Source organism: Frankia casuarinae (assembly GCF_000013345.1).
In the GTDB taxonomy this organism is placed as follows: domain Bacteria; phylum Actinomycetota; class Actinomycetes; order Frankiales; family Frankiaceae; genus Frankia; species Frankia casuarinae.
On record NC_007777.1, the window covers coordinates 1,705,390 to 1,721,301 of the forward strand.

Sequence of the window (15,912 nt, forward strand, 5' to 3'; positions counted from 1 at the left end):
CCGATGTTGCGAAGCGTAGTGCTCGCCGGCGGCGGGACAGCCGGCCACGTGGAACCCGCACTCGCCGTCGCGGACGCGCTGCGGGCGACCGACTCCCGGGTACGGCTGACCCTGCTCGGCACCGCGACCGGTCTGGAGGCGCGCCTGGTGCCCGCCCGGGGCCATGAGTTGGCGACGGTGCCGAAGGTCCCGATGCCGCGCCGCCCCACCCCGGCCGTGTTCAAGCTGCCCGCCCGGTTCCTCGACGCGATCTGTCAGGCGGGGGAGACCCTCGACCTGGTTCGGGCGGACGTGGTCGTGGGGTTCGGTGGATACGTGTCCGCGCCCGCGTACCTCGCCGCCCGGCGCCGCGGCATCCCGATCGTGGTGCACGAGGCGAACCCGCTGCCGGGACTGGCCAACCGGCTCGGCGCCCGGCTCACCCCGTTCGTCGCCACGTCCTACCCGAGCACGCCCCTGCGCGGCGCGACGCTCACCGGGATCCCGCTGCGGGGGGAGATCCTCACCCTCGACCGTTCCCCGGCCGCGATGCGGGCCGCCCGGGCGCGCTACGGGCTCGACCCGCACCGGCCGACCCTGCTCGTCTTCGGCGGTTCGCAGGGCGCCCGCTCGCTCAACCAGGTGATGACGGCGGCGGCGCATCCCCTTGCCGCCGCCGGGATCCAGGTGCTGCACGCGACCGGACCGAAGAACTTCGACGAGGTCGCCGCGGCGCTGCCCCTCGACCTGCCCACGCCATACGAGCTGCGGCCGTACCTCGACCACATCCCCTCGGCCTACGCCGCGGCCGACATGACCCTGTGCCGGTCGGGCGCGATGACATGCGCGGAACTCGCCGCGGCGGGGCTCCCGGCGGTGTACGTCCCCCTGCCGCACGGCAACGGTGAGCAGCGCCGCAACGCGCTGCCGACGGTGGAGGCCGGCGGTGGTCTCCTCGTCGACGACGCCGAGCTCAGCGCGTCCTGGCTGCTCGAGAACGCGCTGCCGGTGCTCATCTCCGCCGAACGGCTGGCGAAGATGTCGGCCGCCTGCGCCGGCAGCGGCCATCCCCAGGCCGCCGCCGCGATCGTCGCCATGATCCGGGACGCCGCCGCCACCCGGCGGCGATCCCGCCCGCGGCACGCGGCTCCCTGACCGCTCCGCCGTCCCCGGCCGCTGGACAGCCAGGGGGTGTCCAACGCTGGCCGGTTATCACAGCGTGACCAGCACGACCACCGGGATCTCCCGTTCCACCTGCTCCTGGTGGCCGCGGATCCCCGGCATCGTCTCGACCAGTGCCTCGTAGAGCCGCTGCCGCTCGTCCCCGGTGGCGGTCAACGCCTCGGCCTCGAACCGGTCGGTGCCGAGCTCCACCACGACCTTCGGCTCGGCCGTCAGGTTCTGGTACCAGTCCGGATGCCGTGGGGCGGCCATGTTGGACGCGAAGACGACGATGCGGCCGGGACCGCCGTCCATGACGTACCCCAGCGGGGTGGTGTGCTCCTTCCCGCTGCGCCGCCCGGTCGTCGTCACGAGCACCAGCCTGGAACCGGGCAGCGTCTTCTCCAACACGCCGCCAGTCGCCCGGTACTCGGCGATCACGGTCTGATTGACCGCCCTGACGTCGAAGCCAGGTCTGCGCGGGTCCTGCGTGTCGGCCATCGTCTCGATCCTCACCTGTCGCCGCCGGCCATGCCGGCGGGGGCGTGTTGCGGCAGTCAACCATCGACGCCGGGCAACAGCCGGCAGGATCATCGCCCGGGACGTCGCGTCGGCGTTACGGGTCCGCGGCGCGGTGCCGCTTTCACGCCGGGGAGGAGGCGCCGTCTCACGGGCATCGGATGGCACTTCTTTGTACGAGAGAATTGAAGCCCTTCTTGTTTTCGACGGTACCCCACCGCGGTACCTCACCGCCGTTCGGACGGCCGTGGGGGAGTACCCGTCGCGGCGAGGTAAGGCGGCATGAGAGCGCCATTGGACGCTCACATGCAACGGTCAACCGGCCGCCGAGAAGCCCAGGGCGGCCAGCAGCCGGGGACCGACCGTGGTGATCGTTCCCGCTCCGAGCGTGAGCAGCAGGATCCCCCGCGACGCCTCGTCGCTCAGGGTGACGCGGACGTCCGTGGCGAGTCGTTCGACGAGTTCGGGCCAGGACACGTAGTATGTTGCCGCCGGCTCGCTCACCCGCTTGACCAGGTCGACGGCATGCAGACCGAGGTCGTCGGTCTCGCGGGCGGCATAGATGTCGGTGACGTACACCCGGTCGGCGTCGCTGAACGCGGCCGCGAAGTCGTCCAGTAGCGCGGCGAACCGACTGAACGTATGTGGCTGGAGTACCGTCCAGATCTGCCGTCCCCGAGCCCGTGAACGGGCCGCGGCGAGCGTCAGACGGACCTCCGTCGGATGATGCGCGTAGTCGTCGATCACCTCCAGGCTGCCCGGACCTCCGGCGGGTCCGACGCCGGTGCTGTCGGCGGGGCCGTTCCAGAAGCCCACGAACTCGAACCGTCGGGCCGCGCCGGTGAAGGTCGTCAGGGTGGTGAGGGTCTGGGCGGGAGCGACTCCCAGCTCGGTGGCGGTGGCGAGGACCGCGAGCGCGTTCAGCACCGAGTGCCGGCCGGGTACCGTCAGGGTCAGCGCGCCGATCTCCTGACCGGCCCGCAGGACGGTCGCCCTGGTCATGTCGTCCCCCGCGGTGGTGACGACGTCGACGGCGCGCCAGTGGCGTTCGGCACCGAAGCCGTAGTCGATCACCGCGACGTCATTCACCGCGACGTCATTGCCGGGCCGCTGGCGACCCAGCTCGGTGAGGACGGCGACCACCCCGGGATGATCTCCGCAGACGACCAGTCGTCCACCCGGCCGGACCCGTCGGGCGAACGCGGCGAAGGCCGTCCGGACCGATGCCTCGTCGGGGAAGACGTCAGGGTGCTCCCACTCGACGTTGGTGATGACGGCGATGCTCGGGTCGAGGCCCGCGAAGGCGCCGCCGTACTCGTCGGACTCCAGGACGAAGACGTCGCCGGAGCCGGCCAGCGCGTTCCCTCCCAGCTGTGACACCTCCGCGCCGATGACCGCCGTGGGATCCAGCCCGGCGGCGCGCAGGACCAGGGTGAGCATCGCCGAGGTGGTCGACTTGCCGTGCGAACCGGCGACGGCGACCAGCCGGTAGCCGGCGGTGAGCTCCGGTAGCCATTCCGAACGGCGGCGCACGGGCAGACCGAGCGCGCGGGCGGCGACGATCTCCGGATGGTCGTCGGGCAGCGCACTGGACGCGACCACGACATCCGCACCGGCGAGCTCGGCGGCGAAGGCGGCCGGACCGGGCGTGGCCCCGATCCGGATCGGTACCCCCCGTGCGCGTAGGGTCGCCACCCGGGGCGAGTCTTCGGAGTCACTGCCGCTCACCGTCCCGCCGCCCGCGAGATGGATCTGGGCCAGCGGAGACAGGCCGCTGCCTCCGATGCCGAGGAAATGGACGTGCTGGGTGCGCTGACCGGTCACGGGAGGCAGTACACCATCATCGGCCCCGGTGGTGGTGAGGTCTCTTGATCCGTGGCACGGCCAGGCGTCGGGATCCGTACATTGATCGGGGTCCGTACATTGAGACGAAGCCCCCGTCGGCTGCGCCGGGAAGGTCGCCGGAGGCGAGTCACGGTTACCACAGACTCCTTCCGGGGCGGGGGTCCCCGCATTGTGGCGAAGCCACCATGCGGGGAAAGTCGTGACGCGCCGACAGCGTCCTTGACCACCGCCGAAGCCGTGCCTACTGTCCGATCCACAGTCGGAAGTTGACATAACTGTAACCGTCTAGCTGACGGTGAAGGTTGAGACTTCGACTGCTTTCCTCGCTCGCCGCGCGGCTCCGCCTTCCCGCGGCGGCGCAGGGGCGGGGTAACCCCCGTCCGACCACCGACGCCGCTGGAGGACCGACACCGCATGGCTGCCCCACAGAACTATCTCGCGGTCATCAAGGTCGTCGGGATCGGTGGTGGTGGCGTCAACGCCGTCAACCGGATGATCGAAGTCGGTCTCAAGGGCGTCGAGTTCATCGCCATCAACACCGATGCCCAGGCCCTGCTCATGAGCGACGCCGACGTGAAACTCGATGTCGGCCGTGAGCTCACCCGAGGCCTCGGCGCCGGAGCCGACCCCGAGGTCGGCCGCCAGGCTGCCGAGGATCACCGGGAGGAGATCGAGGAGGTCCTCAAGGGGGCCGACATGGTCTTCGTCACCGCGGGTGAGGGTGGTGGCACGGGTACCGGCGGTGCGCCGGTCGTCGCGAACGTCGCCCGCTCCCTCGGAGCACTCACCATCGGTGTGGTCACCCGGCCGTTCACCTTCGAGGGTCGGCGCCGGGCCACTCAGGCCGACACCGGTATCGACACTTTGCGTAATGAGGTCGACACCCTCATCGTCATCCCGAACGACCGTCTGCTGGCGATGACGGACCGGGACATCAGCGTTCTCGACGCCTTCCGCAGCGCCGACCAGGTGTTGCTCTCCGGTGTCCAGGGCATCACTGACCTGATCACCACGCCCGGCCTGATCAACCTGGACTTCGCCGACGTCAAGACGGTCATGTCCCATGCCGGCAGCGCCCTGATGGGCATCGGACGGGCCCGCGGCGACGACCGGGCCACCGTCGCCGCCGAACAGGCCATCGCGTCCCCCCTGCTCGAGGCGAGCATGGACGGGGCTCAGGGGGTGCTGCTCAACATCTCGGGTGGGTCGGACCTCGGCCTGTTCGAGATCAACGCGGCCGCCGAGCTGGTCGCCGACGCGGCCCACCCGGAAGCGAACATCATCTTCGGTGCGGTCATCGACGACGCACTCGGGGACGAGGTGCGGGTGACGGTCATCGCCGCCGGCTTCGACACCGTCCAGGACCGGCGGACCCGCACCCTCAACGCGGCGGGGCAGCGGCGCCCGCCGGGGCCGGCCGGCGGGTCGGCTGCCGGGCCGCCGACGGTGGCCGCCCCGGCCACCTCGCCCGCGACAACGATCCTGCCGCCGCTGCCGACGATCTCCACAGTCCCGTCTCGGACGCCGCCCGCCGCCCCCGCCACCCCCGCCGCGCCCCCGCCCGTCGCGCCGGTCCCGCCGCCCACACCGAGCTACCTGCAGGCACCCCCGCCGCCGATCGCGCCGTCGAACGTCGGTCATTACCACCCGGAACCGCTGCCGGGGGCGCCGGCCTCGAACGAACCCGCTGCGGCCGCCACGGCCGAATCGACCGTGATCCCGACGATCGAGTCTCGCCTCGCCCCGCCGAACCGTGAACCGGTGGAGCCGCCGGTCGATCAGGCCTATGGTCAGCACCGCCCGGAGCCGCCGCGCACTGCTCCCCGGCCGACCTACCCGCCTCGCCGGCCGGTGCGGCCGGTGGCCGACGACGACGAGTTGGACGTGCCGGACTTCCTCAAGTAGCCGGTGCCAGGCAGACTTCCGGCATGCCGGTTCTCGTCACCTCGCGCTCGGGCGGGGTCAGCGACCCGCCGTTCGAGGGACTCAATCTGGGCGACCACGTCGGGGATGCCGACGAGGCCGTCGCCGTCAACCGACGCCGGCTCGTCGACCGGCTGCGGATGCCGGTCCAGTACATGCGGCAGGTGCATGGGAGGCAGGTCGCCGTGTTGCGTCGGCACGGGCCGCCTCCACAGGCGGACGCGCTGGTGACCGATGTCCCCGGCCTCGTGCTCGCCGTGATGGTTGCCGACTGCGCACCGGTGCTGTTCGAGGCCCCCGCGGTGGTGGGAGTGGCGCACGCCGGCCGGGTTGGGATGGCCAGTGGCGTGATACACGCCACTCTTGGGGCCCTCGAGCGGCTCGGCGCCGCCCGGGACGAGCTCCGTGTCACCATCGGTCCATGTATCTGTGCCGGCTGTTACGAGGTGCCGGAGGATCTTCGTTGCGAGGTGGATACCCAGGTGCCGGGGAGTGCGGCCACCACCCGCGTCGGCACCGCGGCGATCGACCTGCGTGCCGGTATCCGTCGTCAACTCGCCGCCGCCGGTGTGACCGATATAACAATTTCTGCTCGATGCACCGCCGAGGATCCGGAGCTCTACTCCTACCGTCGAGAGGGTCGGACGGGACGCTTCGCCGGTCTGGCCTGGCTCGGGCCGACGCCATGATCCACCGGCCCGAGATGCCCGCGAGGCATGGCGCATCCGGCTCGGGGGAGTCCGACGGACCGTTCGACCCGGACCGGCCTGCCCCGGACCGGCCTGCCCCGGACCGGCCTGCCCCGGACCGGCCTGCCCCGGACCGGCCTGCCCCGGACCGGCCTGCCCCGGACCGGCCTGCCCCGGACCGGCCTGCCCCGGACCGGCCCGCCCCGGACCGGCCCGCCCCGATCGAGCTCGATCCGGCGCGCCTGGACCGGTTGACGCAGCGGCTGGCCGAGGTCCGGGCTCGGATCGCGGGGGCGGCCCGGGCCGCGGGCCGTGATCCGGACCACCTCACCCTCATTGCGGTCAGTAAAACCTACCCACCCCAGGATGTTGTGATGATGCACACGCTCGGGGTGCGGCACTTCGCCGAGAACCGGGAGCAGGAGGCCGGGCCGAAGGTGAGTCTCGTCACCCGGCTGATCGGCGGGGAACGGAGCGTCCCGGCCAAGGGAACCGGTGACGGCCTGTCCTCCGGTGCCACCGGTTCCGACGATCCGATCTGGCATTTCGTGGGACAACTGCAGCGCAACAAGGCCAGATCCGTTCTTCGTTGGGCGGATTGGGTGCAGTCGGTGGATCGGGTGAGCCTGGTGCCAGTGCTCTCCCGGCTGGCAATGGAACGCGGCCGCCCGCTGTCGATCTGTCTCCAGGTCTCGTTGGACCTCCCTGGTGCTTCCGATGGGAAGATCGGCGCGTCGATCGCCGGCTCGAGGCGCGGAGGGATCGATCCGGCCGGCCTTTCCGCCCTGGCCGATCTTGTCGAGGAGGCGCCGGGACTGGCCCTGCGAGGCGTGATGGCTGTCGCCCCCCGGAGGGGGCAGCCACGACCTGCGTTCGCGCGACTGCGTGAGGTGGCGGAACGCCTGAAGGTGGGGCATCCCCAGGCCACCGTCATCAGTGCCGGCATGTCGGGAGATCTTGAGGACGCTGTGGCCGAAGGCGCGACACACCTTCGGATCGGCACCGCTTTGTTCGGTGAACGGCCTGGTGTCCCTTAGAGTCGCGCCCATGGGGCTCGGGCGCAGGGCGATGGTCTACCTCGGTCTGGCCGAGGAGGATGAGGACTATCTCGACGACGACTATGACGACGGTCGTGCGGTCGGTCGTGACGACCGGCGTGCTATGCACGAACCGGTTCCGATGGACCGTACGGTCCGTCGGATAGACGCACGTGAGGAGCCGGTCGCCATGCCGCGACGTCCACCGGTCGAACCGCTGCGTCCCGCCGGTCCCGTGCCGATGCGCAGGGTGGCCGCGGTGGAGGAGTCGCACCCCTACCGGATCACCACGCTTCAGCCACGCAGCTACAATGAGGCGCGCCAGATCGGCGAGGAGTTCAGGGACGGGACGCCCGTTATCATGAACCTCACCGACATGGACGATGCCGACGCCAAGCGGCTGGTCGACTTCGCCGCAGGTCTGATCTTCGGGCTGCGGGGCGACCTCGAGAAGGTGACAAACAAGGTCTTCCTGCTCTCGCCGCACAACGTCGAGGTCACCGAGACGGACAAGCGACGCATCCGCGAGGGTGGGTTCTACAACCAGTCATAGTCAGGGGGCGTTCGCGTCCCCCCCGTTTCTCAGGAGAGAGCACCATCAGCACAGTAGGAAGCTTGATCTTTTGGGTGCTGACGGTCTATCTGTTGCTCCTGATAGCACGATGGATCATCGATCTGGTTCTTGCCCTCAGCCGATCGTTCCGCCCGACCGGCCCGCTGGTACTGGTCTTCGAGATCGTGTACACGGTAACTGACCCTCCGTTACGATTCATCCGGCGATTTCTTCCGCCGTTGCGGGTGGGTAGCGTTGCGCTTGACCTCGGGTTCCTGCTGCTCTTCCTAGTGGTCATCGTGCTTCGAAGCTATGCGCAGAGGCTGTGACGGGGTTGTTGTGCACACCGCGAGCGCGGGCGCGGCAGACTGCCCGCAGACCGCCCTCTCTTCGGGGAGCGGCGATGCCGCACGAGGAGGCGACGTGGCTCTGACACCACAGGACGTTCAGAACAAGGTCTTCAGTCCGACGAGGTTTCGCACGGGCTACAACGAGGATGAGGTCGACACCTTCCTCGACGAGGTCGAGGCCGAGCTGACGCGGCTGCTGGACGAGAACAGCGACCTGCGCCGGCAGCTCGACGAGGCCCGGCGTTCCGGCGGTGGTGGTCCGGGCGTGCCCGCGCAGATCCTCGAGGAGAACCAGGGCCTGCGCCGCCAGCTCGACGAGGCGCGTCGCCAGATCGCCCAGGCGCAGGCCCAGGCCGCCCAGGCTGCCCGGGAGCGGGGCCAGCAGCCGCAGCCCCCCGCGCCGCAGCAGGGTGGCGCCCCCACCACGGTGATCTCGGCGGTGGGTACCTCCGGACCGCCCGCCCGGGCCGGCGGCAACCCGCAGGTGGAGGCCGACATCGAGCAGCGGGTCGCCCGTACCCTCGTGCTGGCCCAGCGCACGGCGGACGAGGCGCTGCGCGAGGCGCGCGCGGAGTCCGAACGCGCCCGCCGCGAGGCGAGGGCGGACGCGGACCGCATCATCGGTGAGGCCCGGGCGCACGTGGCCGAGCAGCTCGGCGGCTTGGAGGACGACAAGCGTCGTCTCGAGGGCCAGGTCGAGCAGCTTCGGGCGTTCGAGCGGGAGTACCGCACCCGGCTGCGGGCCTACCTGGAGATGCAGCTGCGGGACCTGGACGGCATGCCGACCCAGCCGGCCGTCGGTGCCGGCGGGCCTCCGCGGCCGGGCCTCAACCCGGGTGGTGGACCCACACCGCCCGCGGTGGGCATGGGGCCCAGTGGCGCTGCGCAGAGCCCCGCCCACCAGCCGACCTTCCCGCCCGGTCCGCCCCTGCCCGCCGGCGCCGCCATGGCCCGCGACAACGGTCACGGCCGGCCGGACATGGACGCCACCCGGCGGGACGCCCCGGGAATGCAGGAGTTCTGATCATCCACCGCGCGGCCCTCGGCGGGTCCGGCGTGGCCCTCGGCACCGGCGCGGACGGCCGGTCTCGTGATGGGGTGATCGAGAGATGCTGACGCTTTGTGGAGCGGTTCTTGCTCTGTGTACGGTTCTTGCGGTGGTCGGCATCCTCGCCGGCAGCGGTTTCGTCTATGCGTCCCTGATCTTGACGCTGGCCGCCGCGGCGCTGCTCCCGGCGGGAGCAGTACGCCGGGCCTCTCGCTGGCCCCGGGCCTCTCGCTGACCCCGGGCCTCGGTCTCAGCCGCCGGTCGTCTCGTGCCGGGTGAGCGTGAACGCCAGGCCCAGCTCCTCGGCCGCCGAGCGGGCTGCCGTCTCGCGCGGCTGCGCCGCAGGTAGCTCCGTGCGGGCCGCCTCGGTGAAGGAGACCGCCAGCACCTCCTCGGCCACCGTCTGACCGTGGGTACGCAGAGCGAGCGCGGTCTCCTCGCGCGTCGCCGCCCAGGAGACGTCCACCCGGTCGGTGATCTCCAGCCCCGCCGCCTTGCGCGCGTCCTGGAGCACCCGGACGACGTCGCGGGCGAGCCCGGCGCGGGCGAGCTGCGGGGAGATCTCCAGGTCGAGGGCGACGGAGAGCCCGGACTCGGCGGTGACCGCCCAGCCCTGCCGCGGCGTCTCCGTGATGATCAGCTCGTCCCCGGACAGCTCGACGTCCTCCCCGTCAACGGTGACGGTGAGCCGTCCGTTGACGGGAGGACCGGCGGCCGCGATGGCCGCGGCGGCCGCCTTGGTGTTCCTGCCGAAGCGCCGCCCCAGCGCCCGGAAGTTCGGCTTCACCGAGATGTCGACGACCTCCGAGGTCGCCGGCTCCACCGTGGTCACGTTGAGCTCCTCGGTGATCTGCGCGATCAGCTCGGGGGAGAGCTCGTCAAAGGCACTCGCGCCGACGACCGCCCGCGGCAACGGCTGGCGGGTGCGCACCCCGCTGGCGGCCCGGGCGGCGCGGCCGAGTTCCACGATCCGCCGGACGAGATCCATCTGCTCCGAGAGCTCCGGCGTGTGCAGCCCCGCCGGGAGCTCGGGCCAGGCGGCCAGGTGCACCGAGTCGGGGGTCCGCGGGGATGCGTCGGCGAACAGCCGTGACCACAGCCAGTCGGTGAGGAACGGCGTGAACGGCGCCATCACCCGGGTCAGCGCGTCCAGGCAGGTGTGCAGGGTGCTCAGGGCGTCGGCGTCGCCGGCCCAGAACCGGCGGCGGGACCGGCGGACGTACCAGTTGGACAGGTCGTCGACGAACCGGGCGATCCGCCGCCCGGCCCGCAGCGAGTCGAAGTTCTCCAGCGCATCGTCCACCTCGGCGACGGTGGCCGCGAGCTCGGACAGCGCCCAGCGGTCCAGCACGTGCCGTCGGGCCGGCGGTGTCGCGCGCGGGTCCGCGGCCGGGTCCGCGCCTGGGCGCCAGCCGGCTGCCCCGGCATAGAGAGCGAAGAAGGACGAGGTGTTCCAGTAGGTGAGCAGGACCTTGCGGACGATGTCCTCGATCGCCTCGTGACTCACCCGGCGGTCCGCCCACGGCGAGCCGCCGGCGAGCATCAGCCAGCGGACCGCGTCCGCGCCGTGCCGCTCGAACAGCTCGAAGGGATCGAGCACGTTGCCGAGATGCTTGCTCATCTTGCGGCCGTCGGCGTCCAGGAGCAGGCCGAGACAGAGCACCGTCTCGTAGGAGGAGCGGCCGAACACCAGCGTGCCGACCGCCATCATCGTGTAGAACCAGCCGCGGGTCTGGTCGATCGCCTCGCAAATGTACTGCGCCGGGTACTGCCGGGTGAACGCCGCGAGGTTGTGGTGCGGGGCGCCCCACTGGGCGAACGGCATCGCGCCGCTGTCATACCAGACGTCGATCACCTCGGGCACCCGGTGCGAGGCGCCGCCACAGGTCGGGCAGGTCCCGGTGACCTCGTCGACGAACGGGCGGTGCGGGTCGAGGTCGGCCAGGTTCCGCCCGGCGAGCTCGGAGAGCTCCGCGAGTGACCCGACGCACACCAGGTGGGTGGGGTCGTCGTCGCAGCGCCAGACCGGCAGCGGTGTCCCCCAGTATCGGTTGCGGGACAGCGCCCAGTCGACGTTGCCGCGCAGCCACTCGCCGTACCGACCGGTCTTGATCCGCTCGGGGTGCCAGGTCGTCCGCTCGTTCTGCGCCAGCAGCTCGTCGCGGATGGCGGTGGTCCGGATGTACCAGGACGGCAGCGGATAGTAGATCAACGGTGTGTGACAGCGCCAGCAGTGCGGATAACTGTGCGTATACGTCGACGCCCGCCACAGCCGGCCCCGCTCGCGCAGGTCGGCGGTCAGCGGCGCGTCGGCATCCTTGAAGAACATCCCGCCGACCAGGGGGACGTCGGCGAGGAAGCGACCGTCCGTCCCGATCGGGTTCACCACCGGCAGCCCGCTCGCCCGGCAGACTGCGAGGTCCTCCGCGCCGAACGCTGGCGCCTGGTGGACCAGGCCCGTGCCATCCGTGGTCGTCACGTAGTCGGCGAGCACGACCGAGTGCGGGACGCCGGTGCCGGCCGCGAACCGCTCGGCCGCCAGCAGCTCGAACGGGCGGGTGTAGCGGGCACCGGCCAGCTCCGCCCCGCGGAACCGCTCGACGATCTCGGCGTCCTCGCCGAGGGCCGCGGTGACCAGTGGTTCGGCGACGACGAACAACTCCCCGTCCCCCGCGCGGGCCAGGACGTACTCCACCTCCGGATGAACGGCCACCGCCGTGTTCGACACCAGCGTCCACGGGGTCGTCGTCCATACCAGCAGCTGCGCACCCTGCCCGGCGAGGCCCAGGGCGTCGGCGACGAGCGGGAAACGGACGTAGACCGAGGGGTCGTCGACGTCCGAGTAGCCCTGGGACACCTCGTGGTCACTAAGCGGCGTTTCGTCGCGCGGGCAGTACGGGGTGACCCGGAAGTCCTCGACCAGCAGGCCCTGGTCGAAGATCTGCTTGAGCGACCACCAGACGCTCTCGACGTAGCTGGTGTCCATGGTGCGGTAGGCGCCATCGAGGTCGACCCAATAGCCCATCCGCTCGGTCATCGCGGAGAAGTCCGCGACATGGCGCAGCACCGACTCGCGGCACCGGGCGTTGAACTCGGCGATGCCGAACGCCTCGATGTCGTTTTTGCTGGTGAAGCCGAGCTCCTTCTCGACCGCGAGCTCGACGGGCAGCCCGTGGCAGTCCCAGCCCGCCCGCCGGGGAACGTGGTAGCCCTTCATCGTCCGGTAGCGGGGGAACAGGTCCTTGAAGACCCTGGCCTCCACGTGGTGCGCCCCCGGCCTGCCGTTGGCGGTGGGTGGGCCCTCGTAGAAAACCCACAGCGGGCGGTCCGCGGTGGCCTCCAGCGAACGGTGGAACACCTTGGTGTCGCGCCAGCGGGCCAACGTCTCCCGCTCCAGGGCGGGCAGGTCCACCTGGGCGGGCAGCGGAGCGAAGGTGGGATGCCGCAGAGGGGTGCTCATCGTGGGGACCCGGTCTCCATAGTCGTAATCTCCGTCGGGCTGGTTCTCCAACGGAGGGACGACGCCTCACCGGTCCCGGGCGTGACCATCCGGCCGATGCGCCGGCCGCCTGTCCTACCCGGACCGGGGGTACCGCGGTACCACCCTCCTTGCGCACCCGCTCGGCCGGATCGGGCCGAGGGATGGCCCCTCGTTGTCCTCGCGGCGGCCGGATCTACTGGGGACCCGATGGTCGACCGGATTCCGTTCTTCCGGCGGCTCGGGGGTGATCTTCGCGACGCGCTGGCCACCGGGCTTCCACCGACCCCGGCTCGCTCGGGCTGCGCCCGCCGCTACTCGTCCCCGTCCACGCCGTACCGCTGTCCATCAGCGTAGCTCAGCGGGACGAGTGGTCCCGTCCCCGGCTCGGCCCTTCGCCGCGCGGCCGGTTCATCGTCGGGACTCGGGGCCGTAGAGTGGTCCGGTAGGAGAGGTGCCGACCATCGGGAGCGGTGTGTCCGAAGATCCCGTCGATCACGCGGTGACCGCGCCGGGGGGCGTCACCCCGGGCGCGGGGTCCGTCGCGCCGGCGATGTCGACGAAGCCCTCGGCCCCGCCCGGGGGGTCGACGCCGGTGCCGCACGGGCGGGACGAGGCTCGCCCTACCGCCGGTTCCCGCCGGGCGGTGGCCACGCTGACGGTCGCGGCGGCGATCGTCCTGCTGTCGGACATCCTCACCAAGCATGTCGCGGTGGCCACCCTGTCTGACCGGGGGCCTGTCGAGGTCATCCCCGGCCTGCTCGACCTGGAGCTCACCCGCAACTCCGGAGCGGCCTTCAGCCTCGCGGGCGGCGCGACGGTGCTACTCAGCCTGGTCGCCCTGGCCGTGGTCGCGGTGGTGGTGTTCACCGCCCGCCGGCTGCGGTCGGTGGGGTGGGCTCTCGTGCTCGGCGCCCTGCTCGGCGGGGCGGTGGGCAACCTCGCCGACCGCCTCTTCCGCGCGCCCGGTCCCCTGCGCGGTCACGTCGTGGACTTCGTCCACCTCCACTACTGGCCCATCTTCAACGTGGCCGACTCCGCGATCGTCTGCGGCGGCGTGCTCGCGGTCATCCTGTCCCTGCGCGGCGTGGGTCTGGACGGCACGCGCTACGCCGAGCATCATCCCCCCGGCGGGGGCAGTGACCATCACGGGCGGTGACCTGCGGTCCCTGCCGGTCCCGGACGGGCTCGACGGCGTCCGTCTCGACGCGGCGATCGCGAGGATGTTCGGGCTGTCGCGGACCGTGGCCGCCGCGCTCGTCGACGACGGCCAGGCGAGCCTCGACGGGAAGGTCCGGGGCCGGTCCGACCGGGTCAGCGGCGGTGCCTGGCTGGAGGTCCGGCTGCCCGCTCCGCCGCGTCCGGTGGCGGTGGAACCCACGCCGGTCGAGGCTCTCGGCATTCTCTACGACGACGACGACATCATCGTGGTGGACAAGCCGGTCGGGGTCGCCGTCCATCCGGCGCCCGGCTTCACCGGACCGACCGTGATCGGGGCGTTGGCCGCCGCGGGATACCGCATTTCCACCTCGGGCGCGGCCGAGCGTCAGGGGGTGGTGCACCGTCTCGACGTCGGTACCACCGGGGTGATGGTGGTCGCCAAGAGCGAGCGCGCATATACCCTGCTGAAACGGGCGTTTCGTGACCGTACGGTGGACAAGCGCTACCGGGCCGTGGTGCAGGGCCATCCCGATCCGCTGCGGGGCACCGTGGACGCCCCGATCGACCGGCATCCGCGCCGGCCGGGGCTGTTCGCCGTCGTCGCGGACGGCAAGCCGAGTATCACCCACTACGACCTCCAGGAGGCGTTCCGGGCCGCCTCCCTGCTGTCCGTGCGATTGGAGACCGGGCGCACCCACCAGATCCGGGTGCACATGTCCGCCCTGCGGCACCCGTGTGTCGGGGATCTCGCCTACGGGGCCGATCCCACGCTCGCCGAGCGGCTCGGCCTGACCCGCCAGTGGCTGCACGCGGCGCGGCTGTCCTTCGATCATCCCGGTCACGGCGGACGGGTCGAGTTCACCAGTCCGGACCCGGCTGACCTGGCCGAGGCGGTGGAACGGCTGCGGGACCAGCCATGACGGAGCCGGCGACGCTCGGGGAGGCGACCTCGGCGCCGGTGCCCGCTCCCGCGGCACCCGGGGGAGCGGTGCCGGCCCCGGCCCCCGCCTGCCGGGGGTGGTCCACCGTGCGCCCACCGGTCCACGGGTTGGGGGCGCTGCTCGATCGGGTCGACGCCCGCACGCTGCCGGCGACCTCTCGCGCGATCGCGATCGTCCGGGTGTGGATGGTGGGCCTGGCGGAGCGGGAGATCGGTCGGGTCCGCCGAACCCGGGACCGGGTCCGGCGGACCCGGGACCGGGTCCGGCCCTCGCCTGCCGGCTCCGACGACGATGACGGTCCGCCGGCCCTGCTCGACGTGGCCGGAGTCACGCCCGGCGGGGTGGTGGACTGGGGCGTCCGGATGCTCGTCCTCGGACTCGTCGCGTTGATCGTGGTGAGCGCGACGGCCGCGATCCTGCAGGGCGTCGATCATGCTCCGTCGTCCGGACCGTCCTCCTCGGCGACCGAGCAGGCAGCGACGTCCGCGAACCAGCCGGCGGCGCCCGACCAGCCGGTGGCGCCCGCGCTGCCCGCGGTGACGATCGGCCCCGGGCCGAACGACCCGGTCGCCGACTACCTCGGCGCCAGCCGGCAGAACCTCGCGTTGCTGACCTCGGCCGCCCCCGGCGCCGATCTCTACGCCGTGGCCAGTCTCACCGCGCCCCGCACCCCCGCCGACCTGCTCGAGGTGTTCGGCGACTTCCGGACCGTCCAGGTGTTCTTCACCGCCGGTATCGGGGGTGAACAGGAGCAGGCCGTCGTGCGCGATCCGGTGGCCGACGTCCGGGCGGCCTTCGGGTCGGCGGCGGCCCAGGCGGACGCCCGAGCCGCCGCCGACACACAGGTCGGCAACACCGCCGCCGCCGACCGCGAGCGGCGGGCGGCGAACGACCTGCGGGCCGGGTGCGGGTGTCTGTTCGCCGTGGTGGTCCGCGCCCCGGCCGGCCGGCTCTCGCAGCTCGAAACCGATCCCCGGGTGCGGGTGGTGGATCCGGCCCCACCGGGAAGCGGGCCGCCGGGTGTGAGATTCATCCCACTGTCCCCGGACCGTCGCTGATCCGGTTGAGCCGTCCGCATGATCGGACGGCGTGCCGGGCACGGGTGGCGGACGGTGACCGTTCTGGCGTGGCATCCGACCCCTGCGCCATCGTCGACCGGGACAGGAGAGGATGAGGGGCGAGACCGGCTTCGTCACCTGGGGTTGCGACCGGCCGGGGAGTTCACGGA

The 15,912-nt window shown here is 71.8% G+C and carries 13 protein-coding genes; 10 read left to right on the forward strand and 3 right to left on the reverse strand.

The window, feature by feature from the left end; all coding sequences use genetic code 11:
• The first annotated feature begins 3 nt into the window (after positions 1–3).
• Positions 4–1,134: an undecaprenyldiphospho-muramoylpentapeptide beta-N-acetylglucosaminyltransferase gene (murG, locus tag FRANCCI3_RS07115; protein WP_011435857.1), complete on the forward strand. Its 1,131-nt coding sequence runs from the start codon at positions 4–6 to the stop codon at positions 1,132–1,134.
• 57 nt (positions 1,135–1,191) lie between these two features.
• Here the strand turns inward: murG and FRANCCI3_RS07120 are convergent, their stop codons facing one another.
• Positions 1,192–1,641: a nitroreductase family deazaflavin-dependent oxidoreductase gene (locus FRANCCI3_RS07120; protein ID WP_011435858.1), complete on the reverse strand. Its 450-nt coding sequence runs from the start codon at positions 1,639–1,641 to the stop codon at positions 1,192–1,194.
• A 333-nt stretch (positions 1,642–1,974) separates the two neighbouring features.
• Complete coding sequence (gene murC, locus FRANCCI3_RS07125; RefSeq protein ID WP_011435859.1) at positions 1,975–3,483, reverse strand: UDP-N-acetylmuramate--L-alanine ligase; 1,509 nt, start codon at positions 3,481–3,483, stop codon at positions 1,975–1,977.
• A 435-nt stretch (positions 3,484–3,918) separates the two neighbouring features.
• On the opposite strand from murC, the gene ftsZ reads away from it, so the two are divergent.
• From ftsZ to FRANCCI3_RS07155, 6 genes are all read left to right on the forward strand, one after another.
• On the forward strand, positions 3,919–5,409 hold the full coding sequence (gene ftsZ, locus FRANCCI3_RS07130; RefSeq protein ID WP_011435860.1) for a cell division protein FtsZ: 1,491 nt from the start codon (positions 3,919–3,921) through the stop codon (positions 5,407–5,409).
• A gap of 23 nt (positions 5,410–5,432) precedes the next feature.
• A complete protein-coding gene (gene pgeF, locus FRANCCI3_RS07135; protein ID WP_011435861.1) occupies positions 5,433–6,116 on the forward strand; it encodes a peptidoglycan editing factor PgeF in 684 nt (227 codons plus the stop codon).
• A 14-nt stretch (positions 6,117–6,130) separates the two neighbouring features.
• On the forward strand, positions 6,131–7,153 hold the full coding sequence (locus FRANCCI3_RS07140) for a YggS family pyridoxal phosphate enzyme (RefSeq protein ID WP_148214906.1): 1,023 nt from the start codon (positions 6,131–6,133) through the stop codon (positions 7,151–7,153).
• A gap of 10 nt (positions 7,154–7,163) precedes the next feature.
• Positions 7,164–7,706: a cell division protein SepF gene (locus FRANCCI3_RS07145; protein WP_023840535.1), complete on the forward strand. Its 543-nt coding sequence runs from the start codon at positions 7,164–7,166 to the stop codon at positions 7,704–7,706.
• A 74-nt stretch (positions 7,707–7,780) separates the two neighbouring features.
• Positions 7,781–8,035, forward strand: coding sequence for a YggT family protein (locus FRANCCI3_RS07150; protein ID WP_035730579.1), 255 nt, complete (start codon positions 7,781–7,783; stop codon positions 8,033–8,035).
• Between the two features lie 94 nt (positions 8,036–8,129).
• Entirely contained in the window at positions 8,130–9,080 is a 951-nt protein-coding gene (locus tag FRANCCI3_RS07155; protein ID WP_011435865.1) for a DivIVA domain-containing protein, read from the forward strand.
• 274 nt (positions 9,081–9,354) lie between these two features.
• On the opposite strand, the gene ileS is transcribed toward FRANCCI3_RS07155, so the two are convergent.
• A complete protein-coding gene (gene ileS, locus FRANCCI3_RS07160) occupies positions 9,355–12,564 on the reverse strand; it encodes an isoleucine--tRNA ligase (RefSeq protein ID WP_011435866.1) in 3,210 nt (1,069 codons plus the stop codon).
• A gap of 571 nt (positions 12,565–13,135) precedes the next feature.
• Here ileS and lspA point away from each other — a divergent pair.
• Genes lspA through FRANCCI3_RS07175 form a run of 3 tightly spaced genes read left to right on the forward strand, consistent with a single transcriptional unit; the run spans position 13,136 to position 15,742 of the window.
• Positions 13,136–13,741, forward strand: coding sequence for a signal peptidase II (gene lspA, locus FRANCCI3_RS07165; RefSeq protein ID WP_011435867.1), 606 nt, complete (start codon positions 13,136–13,138; stop codon positions 13,739–13,741).
• Entirely contained in the window at positions 13,722–14,663 is a 942-nt protein-coding gene (locus FRANCCI3_RS07170) for an RluA family pseudouridine synthase (RefSeq protein WP_011435868.1), read from the forward strand. The genes lspA and FRANCCI3_RS07170 overlap by 20 nt, the downstream gene beginning before the upstream one ends.
• On the forward strand, positions 14,660–15,742 hold the full coding sequence (locus tag FRANCCI3_RS07175) for a hypothetical protein (RefSeq protein ID WP_011435869.1): 1,083 nt from the start codon (positions 14,660–14,662) through the stop codon (positions 15,740–15,742). The genes FRANCCI3_RS07170 and FRANCCI3_RS07175 overlap by 4 nt, the downstream gene beginning before the upstream one ends.
• Positions 15,743–15,912 lie beyond the last annotated feature (170 nt).

Coding starts and splice junctions, on each gene's coding strand:
- murG (WP_011435857.1), top strand. CDS start 4: ATGTTGCGAAGCGTAGTGCTCGCCGGCGGCGGGACAGCCGGCCACGTG.
- FRANCCI3_RS07120 (WP_011435858.1), bottom strand. CDS start 1,641: ATGGCCGACACGCAGGACCCGCGCAGACCTGGCTTCGACGTCAGGGCG.
- ftsZ (WP_011435860.1), top strand. CDS start 3,919: ATGGCTGCCCCACAGAACTATCTCGCGGTCATCAAGGTCGTCGGGATC.
- FRANCCI3_RS07175 (WP_011435869.1), top strand. CDS start 14,660: ATGACGGAGCCGGCGACGCTCGGGGAGGCGACCTCGGCGCCGGTGCCC.
- ileS (WP_011435866.1), bottom strand. CDS start 12,564: ATGAGCACCCCTCTGCGGCATCCCACCTTCGCTCCGCTGCCCGCCCAG.
- lspA (WP_011435867.1), top strand. CDS start 13,136: ATGTCGACGAAGCCCTCGGCCCCGCCCGGGGGGTCGACGCCGGTGCCG.
- FRANCCI3_RS07145 (WP_023840535.1), top strand. CDS start 7,164: ATGGGGCTCGGGCGCAGGGCGATGGTCTACCTCGGTCTGGCCGAGGAG.
- FRANCCI3_RS07140 (WP_148214906.1), top strand. CDS start 6,131: ATGCCCGCGAGGCATGGCGCATCCGGCTCGGGGGAGTCCGACGGACCG.
- pgeF (WP_011435861.1), top strand. CDS start 5,433: ATGCCGGTTCTCGTCACCTCGCGCTCGGGCGGGGTCAGCGACCCGCCG.